Consider the following 19,242-nt stretch of genomic DNA (forward strand, 5'->3'; position numbering starts at 1 on the left):
CACACCGAAGGCATCCGGCGACCGTGTGGCCGCCGGAAGGATGGAGCCGATGTGATTATGTATATAAACTTTCTTTGCGTCACCTTTGCCAAGATGTCTGAAATCGGATCGCGCCGGGCCCGTTCGCGCCAGCGGGGGCGCGTGGCAGATCAGACGGCGGTCCCGGTGCTCGCCGCGCTCGCCATGAGTGTCTGCACCGCCGGCCCCCAGGGGCGCTTCGGCGGTCCCGACAGCAGCAGTCGGCGGTGCACCGTCGGCCGCAGCGGCACCAGGACGGTGCCGGCCGGCAGCATGCACCGGGCCAGCCCGGGCACCACGGCGACGCCGACCCCGGCGCGCACCATGTCCAGGAGCGTGGCGAATCCACGGATGCGCGGGGGCGGCACGTAAACGCTGCCGTCGAGGCGGTGCAGTTCCCGGAGATAGCGTTCGCAGCCGCCGTCGGAGAGCAGCATGGGGTCGTCATCGAGGTCGCGCAGCGTCACCGAGCGCTCGTGCGCGAGCGGGTGGTCGCCGGCCAGCGCCGCTCGGAATTCGTCGTGGAGCAGCAGCAGAGCGCCGTCGGGCACCGGGTCGGGGTCGACCAGGACGGCCAGGTCGGCGGTCCCGTTCGCGAGCCAGCGGGCGACCTCGGTGTCCTCCCCCTCGAAGACGCGCACCTTCAGGTGCGGGTGTGCCTGCGCCCACGTGGTGAGCAGATCCGGGAGCAGGCCGCGGCAGACGGTGGGTGGCGCGGCCACGCGTACGACTCCGCCGGGGACCGCGCGGTGCGCCGCGCCCAGGGAGAGCACGGCGTCCACGGCGCTGACGGCCTGGCGTGCGTGCGGGAGCAGCTGGGCGCCGAGCGGGGTGGGGCGGATCGGCGCAGCGCCCCGGTGGACCACGGGCGCGCCCAGGGTGCGCTCGAGTGAGGCCAGGGCGTGGGAGACGGCGGACTGGCTGACCTCCAGGACGGATGCCGCGGCGTTGAAGGCGCCGGTGTCCACGACCGCGACCAGGGCCCGCAGTTGCGCCAGGTTGACCGCCATGAGCCCGCCTCACCCCCCGGTGAACGCCGTGTGTTGGACCTGATCGTCGCCGCTGGCCAGACTACTGTTCGCACGCCGTGATACGGCAGCCGGTGTCCTCGTCGGGAGCGCGGCGCCGGCTTCTCGCGGCGCAGATCCCGTGGTGTCCGTCGAAGGGGGCAGGCCGTGGAAGCCGACGAGTTCGAGAGCCGCTATGCGGCGGCGGGCGATCGGGCCCGCTCCGGTGACCTGGCCGGGGCCGCGCGCCGGTACGACAGCCTTGCGTCCGACAGCGCAAGGGAGTTGGGCGCGCGGGACCTGAACACGCTCAGGGCCCGCCATCAGCACGCCCACGCCGTCGGGGAGTCGGGCCGGTACGCCGAGGCGGCCTGCCTGTACGAGCGGCTGGCAGCGGATGTCGTCGAGGCGTTCGGCGCGGCGCATCCGCTGGCGCTCGCCGTCGGCCACAACCGCGCGGGCTACGTCGGCCGCGCGGGCGACGCCGCGCAGGCGGCCCGTCTGCTCGCGGCCCTGCTCGCGGTCCACGCGCAGGCGGGCCTGGACGGCACGGATGTCCTGGTCATCCGCCATCAGCAGGCCCACTGGGTCGGGGAGTCCGGTGACGCCCTGCGGGCGGCGGAGCTGGAGCGCGCGGTGGTCGAGGGCTTCGCGAATCAGGTGGGCCCCTACCACCAGCAGACCTACCTGGCCCGCCATCAGCACGCCCACTGGATCGGCCGCTCCGGCGCCGCCGCCGACGCCGCGAGCCGCTACCGTGTCCTGGCGGAGGAGTTCGCGCGGGCCTACGGGCCCGATGAGCAGATCGTGCTGGACGCGCGGCACAACCAGGCCCACTGGAGCGGGGCGGCCGGCGACTTCGCCGAGGCGGCCCGCCTGTACGCGGTGCTGGCGGACGACTGCGCCCGCGTGCTCGGTGCCGGCCACCCGATGACCGGGCTCTCCCTGGAACGCCGGACCCGCTGGGCCACCGGTGTGTCGGGGGAGCCTCCCCGCTGGCTCGGCTGGCGGTCGGTCTGAGGCTCCGGGCGGTCGCCGCCTCCGCATCCGTCCGGTGGCGGCGACCGGTCGGGCGGTGACGGGTTCCGCCGACCCGACCGCCCGGGCGGCAAGCGGCAGGCGGATCGGTCGTCGTCCCGCGCACGTGCGGGACGCTGCGCCTCAGCCTTCGTCCGCCCTGGACAGGGCGTCGGTGATCAGGCGGGTGGCGAAGTCGTGGTCGTCGCCGGACATCCGGTTGACGTGCTCCGCGAGCAGGGTGGCCGTGGCTTCCAGGGGGTTCATCTCGGCATCGGTCCAGGGGCCGTACTGCGCGCGCCACAGGTTGGGGCTCAGGCCGCTGCCCGCGGCGATGAGCAGGCCGGCCATGGTGGGGATGACTTCGGGACGGAAGGTCCTGGGCATCATGCGCATCGTGGCCACGAGGGCGGGCACCGTGTACTCGATGACGTCCTTGTCGTGGTCCTCGCAGGCCGTCCGCAGCCAGTTCATGAACATGTAGATGAGCGTGCAGGTGCCGTCCAACAGCGCGTTGAACTCCGTGGGGCCCAGGGATGCGGCGAACTGGTCGAGCATCTGCTGCTGCTTGGGGTCCTTCCCGGTCCTGCCGTCGTAGACGGCTTTGAGCCGGGAGTCGATCACCATGAGCGCTGTGCTCACATCGCCGACGGAAGCGTACCGGGGGTCACAGGGTGATGACACGGGACTCCTTCGCGAACGGCCGTAGCGGGCGCGCGGCCTGTCCGTTCGTAGGGTAGGCCGCCGACCGGACCGGGTCCGGCGAATCCTGCTGTTGCCCGTGGGGCGGGCTGGTCCGCCGTACCCGACGCGGGGTGTTTCAGTACGTGTGAGTGATTCCTTCAGGGATGGGTTCGATTATTCAGGACCGCACCGGTCCGGCCTCGCCGGCCGGGGCGCCCCGGTTGAGGCGCCCCGGTTGAGGCGCCCCGGCGGCGGGTGGTCAGCGCAGTCCGGCGAACAGGTCCCGCTCGGGCAGCGCGGCGCCGGTGGTGTCGCGGACCCGGACGAAGGTCTCCACGCCCATCAGCTCGGTGAACCGCTCCTTGCCCATCCGCAGGAAGAAGATGTTCTCGCTCTGGCTGGAGTGCGCGAGCAGCGCGTCGTACTTCCGGCCGCCGAAGACGGTGGTGTCCACCCAGGTGGTGATCTCCTCGTCGGGCAGCCCGAACGGGGGCAGCTCGGGGTCCTGCCCGTCCGGCTCCGGGGCCTCCCAATCCGCGCCGAACTCGCGCATGACCTCGCCGAACCGCCGCATCATCGAACGCGGCGCGGTGGTCCAGTACACCTTGGGCGCCAGGTCGGGGGTCAGCGCCAGGGCGGCCGCGGTGATCCGGTTGGCCTGGATGTGGTCGGGGTGGCCGTAGAAGCCGTTCTCGTCGTAGGTGACGACGACGTCGGGGCGGTAGCGGAGCATCAGGTCGGCCAGGCGGGCGGCGCCGTCGGCGACGGGGGTGCTCCAGAACGAGCCGGGCGCATGGTTGGCCGGCCAGCCCATCATCCCGGAGTCGGCGTAGCCGAGCAGTTCGAGGTGGTCGACCCCCAGGATGCGGCAGCTGACCTCCAGCTCCTTGCGGCGCAGGGCGGCGACGGCGGCCGGGTCGTGCCCGTCCTCACCCGGCTTGACGCCGCCGGGGCCGTCGCCGCAGGCGCCGTCGGTACAGGTGACGAGGACGGTGCGCACGCCCTCGGCGGCGTAGCGGGCGAGGACGCCGCCGGTGCTGGTGGCCTCGTCGTCGGGGTGGGCGTGCACTGCCATCAGGGTCAGGGGCCGGTCGGCCATGGGTTCCGTCCTCCGGTCGGTCGGGGTGAGCCGCCACCAGTCTGCGCCAGTGCTTCGCCGCCGTGACATCCGCCCCCGTCCCTCGACTTGGCGAAGCGTCCGCCTCCTGTGGCGGCTGCGCGCCGATCACCGGGCTGCGCCGCCGGCGGGCGGCGGGCGGTGCCCCGTCAGCCGGTGGTGCCGGTCGCGTCGCGCTCGACCGGGAGGTGGCGGGGGCCGCGCAGGATGGGGCTGCGCCGGTAGGGCGGCGGGTCCTCGGCCAGGCGGGCGTCGTCCAGCCGGCGCAGGAGCGCGTTGAGCGCGATCTGGGCCTCGATCCGGGCGAGCGGGGCGCCGTAGCAGATGTGGATGCCGCTGCCGAAGCCGAGGTGCTGGTTGTCCTTGCGCAACGGGTCGAAGCGGTCCGGGTCCTCGAAGCGCCGGGGGTCCCGGTTGCCGGAGGCGAGCACCAGGATCAGCGGGGCGCCCCGGGGGACGGTGACCCCCGCGACCTCGATGTCGGTGAGCGGTGAACGCTGCGGCAGGTACTGGACGGGCGGCTCGAAGCGCAGCAGTTCCTCCACCGCCCCCGGCATGAGCCCGGGATCGGCCCGCAGCCGCTCCAGGGCCTCGGGGTGGCGCAGGAGGGTGAGCATGCCGTTGGTGATCAGGTTGACGGTGGTCTCGTGTCCGGCGATCAGCAGCAGGACCGCCGTGGACATCAACTCCTCCGGGGTGAGGCGGCCTTCGGGGCCGTCGTCGTTGGCCAGGGCGGAGAGCAGGTCGGCGGTGGGGTGGCTGCGGCGTTCCTCGGCCAGGCCCCCCAGGTACCGGCCCATCGCGATGCGGGCCTGCCGGGCCTCCTGCCGGCGCCGCTCCGGGTCCTGACCGGGCGTCGGGTCGAAGCCGGCGATGACGGCGTTGGTCCAGGCGCGGACGCGGGGCACGTCCTCGTGGGGCACGCCCATGAGCCGGCTGATCACGGTGATGGGGAGCGGGTAGGCGAAGTCGTCGACGAGGTCGATCCGGCCCTTGTCCGGGAAGGCGTCGATCAGTTCCTCGGCGATGCGGGTGATGTCGCCGTGGAGGGCGTCGATCCGCCCCGGGGAGTGCGGCGGGCCGAAGGGGCGCATCGCGAGGCGGCGCAGCCGGTCGTGCTCGGGGTCGTCGAGTCTGATGAAGGCGGGCGTCAGGCCGTCCTGGGTGAAGGTGGGGTCCGGATCCTTCCGGCTGCGCTGGTCCGAGCTGACCCGGGGGTCGTGGAGCAGGGCGGCGATCTCGTAGTAGGTGCCCACGAGGTAGGCGCCGTCGTCCTGGCGCACCACGCCGTTCTCGCGCAGTTCGGCGTAGAGCGGGTAGGGGTCGGCACGGTTCGTGTAGTCGTTGATGCGGCGCAGGAGGGTGTCGGGGGTCATCCGGGGGTTTCCTCGTCGGCGGGGGGCGGCGGTCCGGGGCGTCCGGGCCGGACCAGGGTCAGGTGCCGGTCCGGCAGGTGCCCGGTGAGGGCCACGGTCGGTCCGTGCGACAGCAGGTGCGGGTCGGGCACGTCGGAGGGGACGGTCACCGGAACGGCGGGCCGGTCGGCGGCGCCGGGCGCGGGGGGAAACGGTGCGGACGTCTCGATGAGGTACTGGTAGTGCTCCAGCCACTTGGCGCGGTTGACGCTGACGGCCGCGGTGATGCGCCCCCGGTAGCCGTAGACGGCGACGAAGCGGCCCTCCTGCAACGAGCCCTGGGCGAGCACCACCTGGTCGGAGAAGGTCGGTACGCCCACGGACTTGATGTTGAGGCCGAACTGGCTCGACCAGAAGGCGGGGACGGTCAGGTGCGGCCGCCGGCGCGGTGCCGGGCTGACCATGTTGTGGGCGGCGACCTCGGCCTGGGCGACCGCGTTGCCCCAGTGTTCGAGGGAGAGCATCTGGTACTCGAAGAGCGGGTGCGGGAAGCGGGCGACGTCCCCGGCGACGAAGACGTCGTCGGTGACGATCCCGTACATGGTGAAGGCGCGGCACCCCGCGTCGCAGGCGACGCCCCTGGGGCCGGCGGCCAGGCCCGATCCTTCGAGCCATTCGGTGTTGCGCACGGCGCCCAGGGCGACGACCGCGACATCGGCGTCGATCCGGCCGCCGTCGGAGAAGTCGGCGCCGGTGAACCGGCCGTTCTCGCTCCTGAGCGCGGTGACCGTCACGCCGCAGCGCAGATCGACACCGTGGGCGCGCTGCGCCGCCGCGGCGAAGGCGCCGAGCGCCCCGCCCAGCGCGCCGACGAGCGGGACGGGGCCGCGTTCGGCGACCGTCACCTCCAGGCCGCGCTCGCGGCAGGCGGAGGCGATCTCGGAGCCGGTGAACCCGGCACCGATCACCAGCACCCGGCGGGGCCCGGCGTCGAGGCGTTCGGTGAGGCGGGCCGCGTCGTCGGCCGTGCGCAGGGTGAGGACGCCGTCCAGCGCGGCCTGGGCGGGTTTCGGCCAGGGGCGGGCGCGGGTTCCGGTGGCGATCAGCAGCCGGTCGTAGGGGAGGTGTTCGCCGTCGGCGAGGATCACCCGCCGCTCCTCCGGGTCGACCCGGTCGGCGCGCACCCCGAGCTTCCAGCGCGCTTCGACGGCCCGGCGGCGCGGCAGCCCGACGTCCAGGGCGTGGACCCGTCCGAGCAGCACCTGCTTGGACAGCGGCGGTCTGTCGTACGGGGGGTGGGGCTCCTCCCCCACCACGGTCAGCGAGCCGGCGTAGCCCTGCGCGCGCAGCGTCTCGGCGGCCCGCAGGCCGGCCAGCGAGGCGCCGACGACGACGATCCGCTCGACGCCGTTCATCGGGCCGCGGGACCGGCCGGCTCGCCGACGAGGATGGCCTGCACCGGGCAGGCCGCCGCCGCCCGGAGGACGCGCTCCTGCTGCCCGTCGGGGACGGCCGGTGTGAACATCAGGGACTCCTCGCCGTGCAGTTCGAACACGTCAGGGGCGAGGAACACGCACTGGGCGTACGCCTGGCAGCGATTGAGGTCGACAACGATCTGCATCCCGGTACGCTCCTCCGCGCGGCCCGCCCGCCGTGTCCGTCCTACGGCCTGGCGACGGGCCGCGCGAGCGGTGGTACTCCGGAGGGATGGACGGCCGGGCGGCACACCGGTGCACGGGAGCCGGTCCGGCAGGGGCGGGGATCCGGTGCGGCGGACGGCGCGTCCACCGGCGGGCGCGGCGCGGCGTCACCCGGCCGGGTTCCTGAACGTGCGCCGGACGTGGGCGCCGGGCCGGGCATGGGCCGGGTGGGCGGCGCCGTCAGCCGAACCGTTCGACGTCGGCGCCGCTGTGGTACGGCGCCCAGTCGCCGCCCGGGGCGCCGGTGGCCGTGAACGCGGCGAGCGCGCCGGCGAAGTCGGCGGCCAGGGCGCGGTCCGAGGCGCTGACGGCGCCCAGCATCGGGGCGTCCGAGTAGGCGTCGAAGGTCCCGAAGAGGAAGGGCAGTTCGGCACAGTGGGTGGCGCCGAGGCCGAGGTCGTCGGTGGGCGGCCGGCGGGCGAAGCGGTAGACGTACGCCGGGGTGCCCTGGGCGGCGCGGTACTCGGCCAGCTCCGTACCGCCGACGCCGAAGAACCGGTCCGCGGCGGCCTCGCCCTCGGGTCCGCGGTGGCCGAAGGCCGTCATCTCGTCCGTGACCGTGCCGAGCAGCAGCTCCTTGCCGCCCAGGCCGCCGGCGCCGGCCGCCGCGAGCAGGGGCTGCGGGAGTCCCGCACCGCCGAGGACGGGGTACATGAGCGGGGTCGGGTCGCCGGGCGTGCCACGGTCGGCCGCCAGCTGGCGGTAGGCCTCCAGCAGGCGCTGGACGGGCAGGGCGCGCAGTTCCTCGTAGCCGCTCCGGTCCCCGGCCAGGCCGAGCAGGCGCAGGTAGGCGGTGGCGGTGGCGGCGGCGTCCGCCGGGTCCTGCGGGCGCAGGCCCCACGGGCCGCTCTGGGCGATCACCCGGCGGATGGAGCCGCCGGTGGCGGGGTCGAGCGCCAGCGCGAGGGCCGAATAGGCGCCGGCCGACTGGCCGCCGACCGTGATCGACTCGGGGTCGCCGCCGAACGCGGCGATGTTCTCCCGGACCCAGCGCAGCGCGGCGCCCTGGTCGCGGCAGCCGGGGTTGTCCGCGCCGAACTCCGGCAGGTACAGGTAACCCAGCGGCCCCAGGCGGTAGTTGGCGGTGACCACGACGATGCCGCCGAGTTCGGCGAGGCGGGCGCCGTGGTACCGGTCCCAGCCGCCGCAGCCGCTGCTGAAGCCGCCGCCGTGGAACCAGAGCAGCACCGGGCGCAGCGCGGGGGTGTCGGTCGCGGGGGCACCGGCGGGGGCGGGCAGGGCCTGGCGGGGCGTCCAGACGTTGAGGGTGAGGCAACCGTCCTCGTCCCAGTCCGGCTCGCGCTCCCCCATCACGGCCTCCAGCCGGGACGGATCCTGCGGCACCGCCGGGCCCGGGCGCAGCGCGTCCCGGACCCCGCTCCAGGCGGGCTGCGGGTGCGGTGCGGCGAAGCGCAGCGCGCCCACCGGGGAGGCCGCGTACGGGATGCCCTGGAAGGCCGCCACCGCGCCCTCCAGCGTGCCGCGCAGCCGGCCCTGCCCGGTGGTGAGCACCGGGCCCGTTCCGCGGCCGTCCCTCCCGTTCGTCCCGCCCGTCCCGTTCGATCCGTTCGATCCGTTCGTCATCGCCGTCCCGTCCCCTCTCGTCGTGCCGTGCTGGACAGTTCAGGTGTACGGCCTGCCGAAGGGATCGGCCAGTATTGGCTCGTTCGGTGATGAAAAGCGGACGCGGCAGTGCCCTAGAGTGCCGAAGGTGCGCCATTCACTCGACGGGACCGACCGCAGGATCGCCGCCGCGCTGCTGATCGCGCCCCGTGCTTCCTGGCGTACGCTCGCGCACTGCCTGGACCTGTCCGAGCGCACGGTCGTCCGCCGGGCCGGCCCGCTGTACGCCGACGGCACGCTGCGGGCCACCGCGGTACGCAACCCCGTCCGGTTCCCCGCCCTGATCCCGCTGGCGCTGCGGGTGCGCTGCCGTCCGAACCGGGTCCGGGTGGTGGCCGCCACCTTGGCCCGCCGGCCCGACACGGTCTGGGTGGACGTGCTGGGCGGCGGCGACGAGATCAGTACGATCCTCTTCCTGGACGGCCCCGAGGCCCGCGACACCCTGCTGCTGCGCGACCTGCCCGCGACCGCCGCCGTCGCCTCCTGGACCTCGCACACGCTGCTGCGGGTCTTCCCGACCTCGTTCTCCTGGAGTGCCGGCCTGCTCTCCGAGCGGGAGACCTCGCTGCTCCACGCGGCCGATCCGCTCTCGGCCGACCCACTCTCGGCCGACCCACTCTCGGCCGACCCGCCGTCGAGCGGCGCACCCGAGCCGGCGGAACCGCTGCTCGACGACCCCTTGGTCGAGGCGCTGAGCGCGAACGGCCGGGCCGGCTACACCGAACTCGCCGCCCGGACCGGCCTCAGCCCGCTCACCGCCCGGCGCCGGATGGACGCGCTGATCCGCGGCCGGGTGGTCCGGCTGGCCACCGAGCTGGACCTGGCGCTGCTCGGCTGCCACGCCGAGGCGCTGCTCTGGCTGACCGTCAGCCCCGGCGCGCTGGACGCCACCGGCGAAGCGCTCGGCCGCCACCCCCGGGTCCGCTTCGCCGCCGCCACCACGGGCCCCGCCAATCTCCTGCTGGCGGTGGCCGTGGCCGATCTCAGCGCCCTGTACGCCTTCCTGACCGAGACCGTCGGCGCCCTGGAGCGGATCTCCACCGTCGAGACCACCCCGATCCTGGTCACCGCCAAGCGCACCGGCCTGCCCCGCCCGACCCGGTGAGCCTGCGGGCCGCGCGGGGCCGCGGTGGTGTGGTCTCGCGGGGCCCGCACGGACCCGCCGATCCTGGCATCCGAGGAGCCGCCGGGGCCACCGTCCGTCGCGGCTAGCCGAGGCCGCCCGCAGGGGCGTGCAGGTCCGTCAGGTGTGCGAGGGCGTCCTGCCAGGTGCCGGTGTGGACGGGCAGGGGCCGCAGGGCTGCCGCCAGCGCGTGGACGGCGTCGGCGGTGGCGGGGCGGGCGATCCAGTTGACGATGGACGCCAGCAGCCAGGCCCGGGTCGGCGGGGCGCCGGCCTGGGGTGCCTGGGTCAGGACCGCGGTGACCGCCGGGCCGGGCCGGCCGGACCGGTCCGGGTCGGCCAGGTGGAGGGCGCCGGTGCCGGGGGCGGGGCGCAGCACGGTGTAGGGCTCGGGCCGCAGCCGCCAGCCGGCCCGTTCCAGCTGCCGGGCGCGTTTGACGAGGTCGGACATCCAGGCGCGGGGGAAGAGCACCGCCTGCTCCCCGTCGTGCCGATCCCCGTCCCGCACGGCGGCTCCGCACAGCAGCGGGATCGCCCCCGCCTCCGCGGACGCGTGGGCCGCGTAGCCGGCGAGGACCGCTGAGCAGCACGAGCGGGAGCAGCCACCACGCCATGACCACGAAGGCCCCTCCCACGGCCACCACGGTCAGGGCCGCCTGGAAGGCCGTGACGAGGAGGACGACGGCCATGGCGGGCTGGCGGCGCGAGGCGAAGACCGCCCGCTGCAGCCCGTCGTGGAAGTCGGGCTCCTCGAAGCGCGGCAGTTCGGCCGCCACCGCGGCCTCCAGCACCATCCCCGCCACCAGGCGGTCCACCTTGGCCGTCAGCACCGCCATCCGCGCCGCCCCGGACAGCCGCAGGGCGCCGGCCGCGGCGCCCGTCACCAGCAGCACGATCACGGCCGGCACCAGCACGGGCGAGCGCCCGGCCGCCGCCGGCCCCTGTGCCAGCACCGAGCCGAACACGCGCTGCGCCACGACCAGTCCCCCGGCCACCCCGGCCGCCAGGAGGACCTGCACCAGGACCACGTGGATCAGCGCCCGCCGGTCGGCCAGCCAGGCGAGACGGACGGCGAAAGCCGCCGAGGACAACAGGACACCCACACGCCGTTCAGCCATCGCCGGCCCCTTCCCCTGGCCCCGTCACCACCGCCCGGAAATCCCGGGCGCCGACGGGCGCACATCACCATCACTGCCCCTCGGGAGCCCGGGGCAGTCGGCGGTCGGGGGCTTCGTCGAAGGTGCTGGTGTTCGTTGACGATCGTTTTTCTGGACGTGGGGATTCGGCGAACAGTCGGTCGGTCAAGGAGATGCTTCGGGTCATTCGGCTGATTCGGCCGGCCGGCCGAGGAAGCCCCCGGGCACGGCGGCGCCGCGGTCGGCGGGCAGGCCGTGCGTGGTGCCGCCCCGGGCCCGTACCTGGGTCGGGAGTGCGCCCCAGTGCCGCCGGAACGCGGTGCTGAAGTGCCGGGTGTCCGCGTAGCCGCAGGAGCGGGCGACGGCCGCGACGGACAGCGCGCGCAGCGCGGGATCGGCCAGGCGCTGCGCGGCGATGCCCAGCCGGTGGCGGGTCAGGTAGGCGATGATCGTGCACCCCGTCTCCTGCTGGAAGAGCCGTGCCGCGTGGCGTTCGCTCAGGTGGACCTGGGTGGCGACGTCCCGTACCCGGACCGGGCGGTCGAAGTTGTCGTCGAGGTAACGGGTCATCCGGGCGACGGTCGCCGCCGCGCGTCCGCCCGGCGCGGGCGTCGGGCGCGGGGCGGCGGGCCGGCCGGCGACGGCGCGGGCGCAGCTGAGTACCAGTGCGGGGGCGAGGGCGGCCAGCAGGTCGGGGCTGGCGGGGCCCGGGGCCGCGGCCTCTTCGGCGAGTGTCACCAGCAGCCGGGGCAGCGGGGTCTCGGCGGCCGGGACGACGTGGCGCGGGCCGGCCGCGAGGGTGTCGAGGAGGGCGGCGGTGTCCGGGGAGCCGGGTGCGGCGCCGCGTGGAGCGCGTTCGGGGACCATCGTCCAGGACCAGAAGACGATGCCGAGCGGGTCCCGGGGGTCGGTGGTGATCTCGTGGACGTCGCCGGGGCGGGCCAGGAACAGCCGGCCGGCCTCGACCGGGTGTTCCCGCCCGCCGATCCGGAACGTCCCGCGTCCGGCGTAGGCGTAGCAGAGCTCGAAGTAGGAGTGGCTGTGCCAGTAGTTGCGCCATGGCTCGGGCGGGTAGAACCCCCAGTCGACGAACTCGACCCGTCGGCCGGCGAGGGTGGTGCCCAGCCGTACGGAGTTGAGCAGGGGCAGGGCGGCGCCCGTCCGGGCCAGTTCGGTCACCTCGGTTCGCCTGCCCCGTCCGTCCGGCGCGCGGTGGGGTCGATCCCGCGCAGCATCATGCCCTGGCCGAGGGACCAGGTGTGCTCGTCCGTGGTGGGCCGGTCCTCGGGGTCGCGGAACTGTACCAGCCAGGTGGTGCGGGCCTGGTCGGAGGTGTTCAGCCCCGAGCCGTGCACGGTGAGGTAGTTGAAGAACAGGACGTCGCCGGCCCGGGCCGGGCACGGCCGGGCGTCCTGGAGGCGCCAGGTGTCGGGCGGCAGGTGCCAGCTGCCGTCCTCGACGTGGGGCAGCGGGCCCTTGCGGTGGCTGCCGGGGACGGCCCGGATGCAGCCCTTCTCCTGCGGGGCGTCGTCGAAGTGGAAGACCGCGGCGGCGACGGTGTGCCGGGCGTGCGGGAAGAACGGGTGGTCCTGGTGCAGGGGGAAGGGCGAGCCGGTCTCCGGCGGCTTGATGAACATCTTCGTGTGGTGCAGCTGGACGTTGGGCCCGCCGAGGAGCGCGGCCGCGACGTCGGTGAACCTGGGGTCGACCAGCAGCCGGGCGAATGCCGCCGAGTGGAACTGGGTGTCGTGGGCGTGCTTGAGGGTGGTGCGTGCGGCGGACGCTCCCGTGACGGTGCGCGCGCTGGCCCAGGTCGGGTCGGCGTCGGAGTCGAGGCGGGCGGCGAGGGCGTGGCACTCCTCCCGCAGTGTCGCCGCCTCCTGTCCGCTGATCAGGTTCCTGACCAGGAGGAAGCCGTTCTCGTGGTAGGCGGCGAGGTCGTCGGGGCCGAGGGGCTCGTTCATGGCCTCGACCGTAGACGCGGGGACCGGGCCGGTCCGAGGGGCGATACGGACGGCCCGGTGGGTTTTCCGGACATCGGCCCGGCCGCGACTGCGGGCAGCCTGCGGCAGGAGGGGTGAATTCTCGGTGGTGGGTGGGGCGTTGATGCCTCGGCGTGCTGGAGGGGGTGTTGTTCTGTTCGAGCCCCGAACAATAATGAGGACGGTTGGACCCGCCTGACCGCGGGGGCGCGCGGGTGCGCGGCGGCGGGCGGTTTCGGGGCTGCCGCCCGGCCGTGTGGCGGGCGGTGGCGATCGCATCGGCGCAACGCGCTCTGGTCGTGGTGGAAGGGAGAGGGTGTGTCGTTCTCCAGGAGTGGGCACGCGCGGGGGGTCAGTCGGCGGGGGTTCATCGGGGCGGCGGCACTCGCGGGTGCCGGTGCCGCGCTCGGTCCCTTCCCGGCGGGCGCGGGCGCCGAGGGGGCGGGCGCCGCGGCCGGGCGCCGGTCGAGGACGGTGGCGTTCACGGAGGGCACCAACGCCGCCGTCGCCCTCTCTCCCGACGGCGGGCGGCTGGTCATCGAGGTCCAGGGCGTCCTGTGGGCGCTGGCGCGGGGCGGCGGCGCGGCGACCGCGCTGACCGTCCCCGGGCTGGAGCCGACGCGCCCGGCGTGGTCGCCGGACGGTTCGGCCCTCGCCTTCTGCGCGTACCAGGACGGGGGCTTCCACCTGTGGACGATGTCCCCGGACGGGACGAACCTGCGGCAGCTGACCTCGGGGCCGTGGGACGACCGGGGCGCGGCCTGGTCCCCGGACGGATCGCACCTCGCCTTCGCCTCCGAGCGCGCGGGTGACGCGGTGTCCGGCGGCTCGTACGACGTGTGGACCGTGGAGGTCGCCACCGGCAGGCTGGCGCGTCTGACCGACCGGGCCGGGGTCGAGGACTACGACCCCTCCTGGCACCCGGACGGCGACCGGATCCTCTTCGTCCGCGCGGACGGCGCCGGCGCTCGGACCATCGCCTCCGTGTCGGCCTCGGGCGGGCCGGTGAGCGTCCAGCGCACGGTGGACAGCGGCAGCGTGGTCTGCCCCGTGGTGTCCCGGGACGGCCGGCTGGCGTACGTGTGGGTCGGCGACGCCTCCGCCGCCACCTCCTACACCGCGGCCAGCGCCTCGCTGGCCGTCGACGGCGAGGTGGTCTCCGGCGGCGAGGACGTCTCCCCGCTGCCGCCCTGCTGGACTCCCGACGGCGGGCTCGTCTACTTCGCCGACGGCCGGATCACCGACCGCTCCCCCGCGCTGGACACGGCCGGGCAGATCCCGTTCACCGCCCGGACGGACGTGCCGAGCCGCCCCGAGTACCGGCGCAAGGTGCGCGACTTCGACTCCACCGACGACCGGGCCGTGCTCGGCGTCCACCTGCCCGCGCTCTCCCCCGACGGGCGCTCCGTCGTCTTCTGCGCGCTCAACGCCCTGTGGCTGCTGCCGATCGGCGGTCAGCCCCGCAAGCTCCTCCAGGCGGACCCCTCCCACTACGTGCAGATGCCCTCGTGGAGCAGGGACGGCCGCAGCGTCCTGTACGTGTCCGACGGCGGTGGCAGCGGCGGCGACGGCCTGGCCGCGGTCCACCGGCTGACGCTGGAGGGCGGCGCCGACACGGTGCTCGCCACGGGAGGCCGCTTCAACCCGGCGCTCTCCCCCGACGGCACCCGGCTGGCCTGCCAGGACGTCACCGGCAACCTCCTCCTCGTCGACCTCGCCACCGGGACGGAGACCCTGCTCGCCGCGCCACTGGGCGGCAACGGCCTTCCGGGACGGCCCAGTTGGTCCCCCGACGGCCGCTACCTCGCGCTGTGCGACCGCAACCGCCTCAACCAGCGCTTCCGCGAGGGCTACAACGTCATCCGCGTGATCGACACCCGCGACAAGGGCTCCACGGCCTTCCTGCCGCTGCCGCACACCTCGGTCTCCGACCGCTGCGACAGCGGACCGGTCTGGTCGCCCGACGGCGCGCGGCTGGCGCTCGTCGTGGAATCCGCCCTCTGGGTCCTGCCGGTCGGGCCGGACGGCTCGCCCACGGGCCGGCCGCGTCGGCTCACCGACGAGGCGGCCGACCACCCCTCCTGGTCGGGCGACTCCACCCGGCTGCTCTACCTCTCCAACGGACGGCTGCGGCTGATCGGCCCGGACGGCACCGGCCTGCGCACCGTCGCCCTCCCCCTGCGCACGTCCCGCAGCCTGCCGCCCCGCTCCGACGTCACCCGCATCCACGCCGCCCGGCTCTGGGACGGCACCGGCGACAACGTCCGCGAGGACGTCGACATCGTCGTCTCCGGCAACCGCATCACCGCCGTCGAGCCGCACCGCCCGGGCGCGCGCCGCGCGGGAGAGCGGCTGATCGACGCCACCGGCTGCACCGTCCTGCCGGGCCTGTGGGACGCCCACACGCACCCGTACCAGAACACCTACGGCGGGCGCCAGACCCGCCTGAACCTGGCCTACGGGATCACCGGCACCGCGTCGCTGGGAGGCTTCGCCTACGAGCAGGCGCGCATCCGCGAGTCCGTCGACGCCGGGGTGATGGACGGGCCCCGGTTCCTCACCACCGGCGAGCTGCTCGACGGCGCCCGCGTCGCGTACAGCATGGGCCGCGCCCACCGCACCCCCGAGGGCGTGCGGCGCAGCCTGGAGCGTGCCGTGGCGCTCGACTACGACTTCGTCAAGACGTACGTGCGCGCGCCCGGCTGGATCATGGCGCAGGCGGCCCGGACGGCGCACGAGCGCCTCGGCGTCCCGGCCGGCAGCCACCTGCTGACGCCCGGGGTCCAGCTGGGGCAGGACCTGACGACCCACCTGTCGGCCACCCAGCGGCAGGAGTACGGCCGGGTGCTCTCCCCCACCGGACACACCTACCAGGACGTCCACGAGATCTACCGCGGCGGCGACTTCGCCGTCGTCATCACCCCCTTCTCCGCGTTCTACCTGCTCGGTGACGACCCGTCACTGGCCGAGGACGCCCGGGTCACCGCGCTGATGCCCCCGTGGGACGCCGTCGGCGTGCAGCGCCAGGCCCGGACGGCGGCCACGGCGCAGCAGCGGCGCGCCGTGCAGCTGGAGATGGCGGTCTACCGCAGGATCCTGGACGACGGCGGGGCCCTGGCCATGGGCACGGACGCCCCGCTCACGCCGATCGGCCTCCAGGTGCACCTCGGGCTGCGCGCGCTGCACCGCTACGCCGGGCTGTCCGCGGCCCAGGCGCTGCGCAGCGCGACGGTGGTGCCGGCCCGGCTGTTCGGGGTCGAGGACGACCTCGGCACGGTGGAGGCGGGCAAGCTGGCGGATCTGACGGTGGTCGAGGGCGATCCGTTCCGCGACTTCGCGGACCTGGCCCGCACGTCGTGGGTGATGCGCGACGGCTTCGTCCACCGCCGCCAGGACCTGGTGGGCGATCAGGCCCGGCCGCTGGAGGGGGCGGCGGCGCAGGGGGCGGCGGGCCGGGACGAGGACTGGTACGCGATCGGCCAGGCCCTGCGGCGGGACGGCTGCTGCGCGCCCTGAGCGCCCGTCGACGCGGGGGGGTACTGCCGCGCCGCCCCGGCTGGGCTCACTGCGCCCCGGGCGGCCACGGGCCGTGCGCGGCCAGCTGCGCGCGCAGCTGGCCGCGCAGCGCCCGGGCGCAGGCGATGCCGACCGCTCCGCGGAGCAGCCCGTCGCGTGCGCAGGCGGCGGCGAAGCGCCGCTCGGTGAGGCTGCCGTCGACCACCTCGAACCGGTCGGCGTCGCCCGGGCTGCCGTAGGCCTGGACCCGCAGCCCGTACTGGTCGGTCCACAGGTACGGGACCGGGTCGTAGGGCTGGCGGGCGCTGTCCGGGCCGGCCAGGAGGTTGCGGGCGGCGTGCAGTGCCTGTTCGGTGGCGTTGGTGCGCTGTTCGAGGCGCCGGCGGCGGCCGGTGCGCGGGTCGGGCCAGGAGGCGGCGTCGCCGGCCGCCCAGACGCCGGGGCCGGCGGCGCAGTAGGCGTCGCAGGCCACGCCGTCGTCCAGCGGGACGCCGCTGTCGGCCAGCCACTCGGTGGCCGGTTCGGATCCGATGGCCATCAGGACGGCGTCGGCGGCGACGTGGGAGCCGTCGGCCAGCCGGACGCCGGTGGCGCGGCCGTGCCGTTCGGTGACCGCCCGGGCCACGCCCTGGCGGATCCGCACCCCGTGCTCGCGGTGCAGGCCGGCCAGCAGCGCGGCCGTCTCGGTGCCCAGCACGGCGGCCAGCGGTGCGGCGGTGGAGACCAGCCAGGTCACCTCGGCGCCGAGTCCGACGGCGGTGGCCGCGGCCTCGGCCCCGAGCAGCCCGCCGCCGACCACCAACAGCCTTACGCTCGGGCGCAGTTCATCGCGCAGGGCGAGGGCGTCCGCGAGGGTGCGCAGGACGTGGGCCCCGGCCAGCGGCGCCTCGGCGCCGGGCAGCCGGCGCGGGCGCACGCCGGTGGCCAGGATGACGGCCTCGCAGCGCACCCGGTGGCCGTCGGCCAGCTGCACGGCCCGGCCCTGGCGGTCCAGGCGCTCGGCCCGTACCCCCAGGCGCAGATCGAGGTCGAGCTCGCGCAGGGCCTGCGGGGCGCGCAGCGCCAGGCGGTCCGGCTGCCACTGCCCGCCGAGCAGGTGCTTGGACAGCGGCGGCCGGTCGTAGGGCGGCTCGGTCTCGGCACCGATCAGGGTGAGGCGGCCGTCGTAGCCGGCCCGGCGCAGCGCCTCGACGGCGTGCAGGCCCGCCGCGCCGGCCCCGACGACGGCCACCTCCCGCAGAGCGGTCACACCCGCTCCAGGCGGATCGCCGCGGCCGGGCAGACCGCGGCGGCGTCCTGGACGCCCTGGTGGAGTTCGGCGGGCGGCTCGGCATCGAGCAGGACGACGATGCCGTCCTCGTCCCGCTGGTCGAAGACCTCGGGGGCGGCGAGCACGCAGTGCCCGGCGCCGCAGCACTTCTCCTGGTCGATGTGGACGAGCATGGGTTTCCCTTCGGGACATGGCTGGTTCGGACTCCGCCGGGGGCGGCGGGTGGTGGGGTCGGGTGGGGTGGGAAGCGCGGCGGGGCCGGCGGTGGAGGTGACGGCCGGTCAGCCGGGCCGGTTCCGGTGACGCCGCGTCACCAGGCGAGCGGCAGCTCGTGGACGCCGTAGATGAGCATCTCGCCGCGGAAGCGGACCTCCTCGAACGGTACGGCCAGGCGCAGTTCGGGCAGCCGCCGCAGGATGGTGTTCAGCGCGATCTGCAGTTCCAGCCGGGCCAGCGGCTGCCCCAGGCACTGGTGGACGCCGAAGCCGAACGCCAGGTGCCGGCGCGCGTCGCGGGAGAGGTCGAGCCCGTCTCCGCCCGGGAACTGCTGCTCGTCCCGGTTCGCGGCGCTGACCATGCAGATCACGCCCTCGCCCGCCCGGATCCGGACCCCGCCCACGGTGACGTCCTCGGCGGCGACCCGGGTCAGACCGGAGTGCACGATGGTCAGGTAGCGCAGCAGTTCCTCGACCGCGCCGGCGACCGACTCCGGGTGCGCGCGCAGGTGGGCGAGCTGGTCGGGGTTCTGCAGCAGGGCCAGGACGGAGAGCGCGGTCATGTTCGCCGTGGTCTCGTGCCCGGCGACCAGCAGCAGCCGGCCCATCGCACCGATCTCCTCGGTGCTCAGCTCGCCGCGGGCCACCAGGCGGCTGAGGATGCCGTCGTCGGGCTCGGTGCGCTTGGCGTCGGTGAGCTTGATCAGGTAGTCGACCAGGCGGTCCTGCGCGCCCCGCACCTCCTCGACCGTCGCCTCGCGGCTCAGCAGGACCCGGCTGCACTCCTGGAAGAAGTCGTGGTCCTGGTAGGGAACGCCGAGCAGCAGGCAGATGACCAGGGACGGCAGCGGGAGCGCGAACTCGCGGACCAGGTCGCCGGAGGAGCGGCCGTCGGTCATCGCGTCCAGCAGCTCGTCGGCGATGCGCTGGACTTCGGGGCGCAGCGCCTCGACCTTCTTGATCATGAATTCGCCGGTGAGCATCCGGCGCAGGCGGGCGTGCTCCGGGTCGTCCATCCGGAGGAAGGTGAGCTGACCGGTGCCCAGCTGCCGGGCGCCGGCGCTGACGAACGGGAAGCCGGAGCGGGTGGCGTCCGAGCTGAAGCGGGCGTCGCTGAGCACGGCCTTGATGTCCTCGTGGCGGGTGACCAGCCAGCTGGGGGCGCCGTCCCAGAGCGAGATGCGGCTGATCGGCTCCTCCTGCCGGGCCTGCTGGTAGGCCGGCGGCGGGGCGAACGGGCAGGCGCCGCGGGCGGCGGGGTGGGTGAACCGGGGGGTCTGAGCGGCAGTGGCCATCATGGGCTCCCTTCTCGGAGCGGGATATGCCGACGGCGCCGAGCGGATGGGCCCGCGGTGCCGTGGGGGTAGCACCCAGGACAGTTATGTGCCCTAAGCAACTAACTTACCGTCACGCTAACTCGCGGTCCGTGGTGACGAAAGGGCCCATCGGGCGACGGACGAATCTGTCCGAAAACCGGTC

Annotated in this window: 16 protein-coding genes; 3 read left to right on the forward strand and 13 right to left on the reverse strand. The window is 74.9% G+C overall.

Annotated features, from left to right (window positions below; genetic code table 11):
- Positions 1-149: 149 nt before the first annotated feature.
- Complete coding sequence (locus tag ACIOJE_RS12630; protein ID WP_400775631.1) at positions 150-1,028, reverse strand: LysR family transcriptional regulator; 879 nt, start codon at positions 1,026-1,028, stop codon at positions 150-152.
- A 165-nt stretch (positions 1,029-1,193) separates the two neighbouring features.
- On the opposite strand from ACIOJE_RS12630, the gene ACIOJE_RS12635 reads away from it, so the two are divergent.
- On the forward strand, positions 1,194-2,045 hold the full coding sequence (locus tag ACIOJE_RS12635; RefSeq protein WP_400775633.1) for a hypothetical protein: 852 nt from the start codon (positions 1,194-1,196) through the stop codon (positions 2,043-2,045).
- A 141-nt stretch (positions 2,046-2,186) separates the two neighbouring features.
- Here ACIOJE_RS12635 and ACIOJE_RS12640 read toward each other — a convergent pair whose 3' ends face one another.
- The 6 genes from ACIOJE_RS12640 to ACIOJE_RS12665 all read right to left on the reverse strand — a co-directional run bounded on the left by ACIOJE_RS12640 (position 2,187) and on the right by ACIOJE_RS12665 (position 8,410).
- Positions 2,187-2,726, reverse strand: coding sequence for a hypothetical protein (locus tag ACIOJE_RS12640; protein ID WP_280677344.1), 540 nt, complete (start codon positions 2,724-2,726; stop codon positions 2,187-2,189).
- A 259-nt stretch (positions 2,727-2,985) separates the two neighbouring features.
- Positions 2,986-3,825, reverse strand: a complete 840-nt coding sequence (locus tag ACIOJE_RS12645) for a PIG-L family deacetylase (protein ID WP_280677346.1) — start codon at positions 3,823-3,825, stop codon at positions 2,986-2,988.
- Positions 3,826-3,992: 167 nt separating this feature from the next.
- Positions 3,993-5,219, reverse strand: a complete 1,227-nt coding sequence (locus ACIOJE_RS12650) for a cytochrome P450 (protein ID WP_400775636.1) — start codon at positions 5,217-5,219, stop codon at positions 3,993-3,995.
- Complete coding sequence (locus ACIOJE_RS12655) at positions 5,216-6,613, reverse strand: NAD(P)/FAD-dependent oxidoreductase (protein WP_400775638.1); 1,398 nt, start codon at positions 6,611-6,613, stop codon at positions 5,216-5,218. The genes ACIOJE_RS12650 and ACIOJE_RS12655 overlap by 4 nt, the downstream gene beginning before the upstream one ends.
- Positions 6,610-6,819, reverse strand: a complete 210-nt coding sequence (locus ACIOJE_RS12660; RefSeq protein WP_280677351.1) for a ferredoxin — start codon at positions 6,817-6,819, stop codon at positions 6,610-6,612. Before ACIOJE_RS12660 ends, ACIOJE_RS12655 begins: the two co-directional genes overlap by 4 nt.
- 259 nt (positions 6,820-7,078) lie before the next feature.
- Positions 7,079-8,410 (reverse strand): carboxylesterase family protein, encoded by a 1,332-nt coding sequence (locus ACIOJE_RS12665; protein ID WP_400775639.1) that lies wholly within the window; start codon positions 8,408-8,410, stop codon positions 7,079-7,081.
- A 199-nt stretch (positions 8,411-8,609) separates the two neighbouring features.
- Here ACIOJE_RS12665 and ACIOJE_RS12670 point away from each other — a divergent pair, with 199 nt between their 5' ends.
- Positions 8,610-9,626 carry an Lrp/AsnC family transcriptional regulator gene (locus ACIOJE_RS12670; RefSeq protein ID WP_400775642.1) on the forward strand — a complete coding sequence of 339 codons (1,017 nt, stop codon included), beginning with the start codon at positions 8,610-8,612 and terminating at the stop codon, positions 9,624-9,626.
- A gap of 103 nt (positions 9,627-9,729) precedes the next feature.
- Here the strand turns inward: ACIOJE_RS12670 and ACIOJE_RS12675 are convergent, their stop codons facing one another.
- From ACIOJE_RS12675 to ACIOJE_RS12685, 3 genes are all read right to left on the reverse strand, one after another.
- The gene (locus ACIOJE_RS12675; RefSeq protein ID WP_280677357.1) at positions 9,730-10,152 is read right to left on the reverse strand and encodes a hypothetical protein; all 423 of its coding nucleotides are present in this window, start codon (positions 10,150-10,152) and stop codon (positions 9,730-9,732) included.
- 811 nt (positions 10,153-10,963) lie between these two features.
- Positions 10,964-11,959 (reverse strand): AraC family transcriptional regulator, encoded by a 996-nt coding sequence (locus ACIOJE_RS12680; protein ID WP_280677359.1) that lies wholly within the window; start codon positions 11,957-11,959, stop codon positions 10,964-10,966.
- Positions 11,956-12,744 (reverse strand): phytanoyl-CoA dioxygenase family protein, encoded by a 789-nt coding sequence (locus ACIOJE_RS12685; RefSeq protein WP_400775646.1) that lies wholly within the window; start codon positions 12,742-12,744, stop codon positions 11,956-11,958. Before ACIOJE_RS12685 ends, ACIOJE_RS12680 begins: the two co-directional genes overlap by 4 nt.
- Before the next feature lie 336 nt (positions 12,745-13,080).
- Here ACIOJE_RS12685 and ACIOJE_RS12690 point away from each other — a divergent pair, with 336 nt between their 5' ends.
- On the forward strand, positions 13,081-16,278 hold the full coding sequence (locus ACIOJE_RS12690; protein WP_400775647.1) for an amidohydrolase family protein: 3,198 nt from the start codon (positions 13,081-13,083) through the stop codon (positions 16,276-16,278).
- A gap of 46 nt (positions 16,279-16,324) precedes the next feature.
- Here ACIOJE_RS12690 and ACIOJE_RS12695 read toward each other — a convergent pair whose 3' ends face one another.
- From ACIOJE_RS12695 to ACIOJE_RS12705, 3 genes are all read right to left on the reverse strand, one after another.
- On the reverse strand, positions 16,325-17,527 hold the full coding sequence (locus ACIOJE_RS12695) for an NAD(P)/FAD-dependent oxidoreductase (protein WP_400775648.1): 1,203 nt from the start codon (positions 17,525-17,527) through the stop codon (positions 16,325-16,327).
- A complete protein-coding gene (locus ACIOJE_RS12700) occupies positions 17,524-17,721 on the reverse strand; it encodes a ferredoxin (RefSeq protein WP_280677367.1) in 198 nt (65 codons plus the stop codon). Before ACIOJE_RS12700 ends, ACIOJE_RS12695 begins: the two co-directional genes overlap by 4 nt.
- A gap of 137 nt (positions 17,722-17,858) precedes the next feature.
- On the reverse strand, positions 17,859-19,058 hold the full coding sequence (locus ACIOJE_RS12705; protein ID WP_400776028.1) for a cytochrome P450: 1,200 nt from the start codon (positions 19,056-19,058) through the stop codon (positions 17,859-17,861).
- Between the last annotated feature and the right edge of the window lie 184 nt (positions 19,059-19,242).

The organism is Kitasatospora sp. NPDC087861, assembly GCF_044742585.1.
Lineage (GTDB): Bacteria > Actinomycetota > Actinomycetes > Streptomycetales > Streptomycetaceae > Kitasatospora.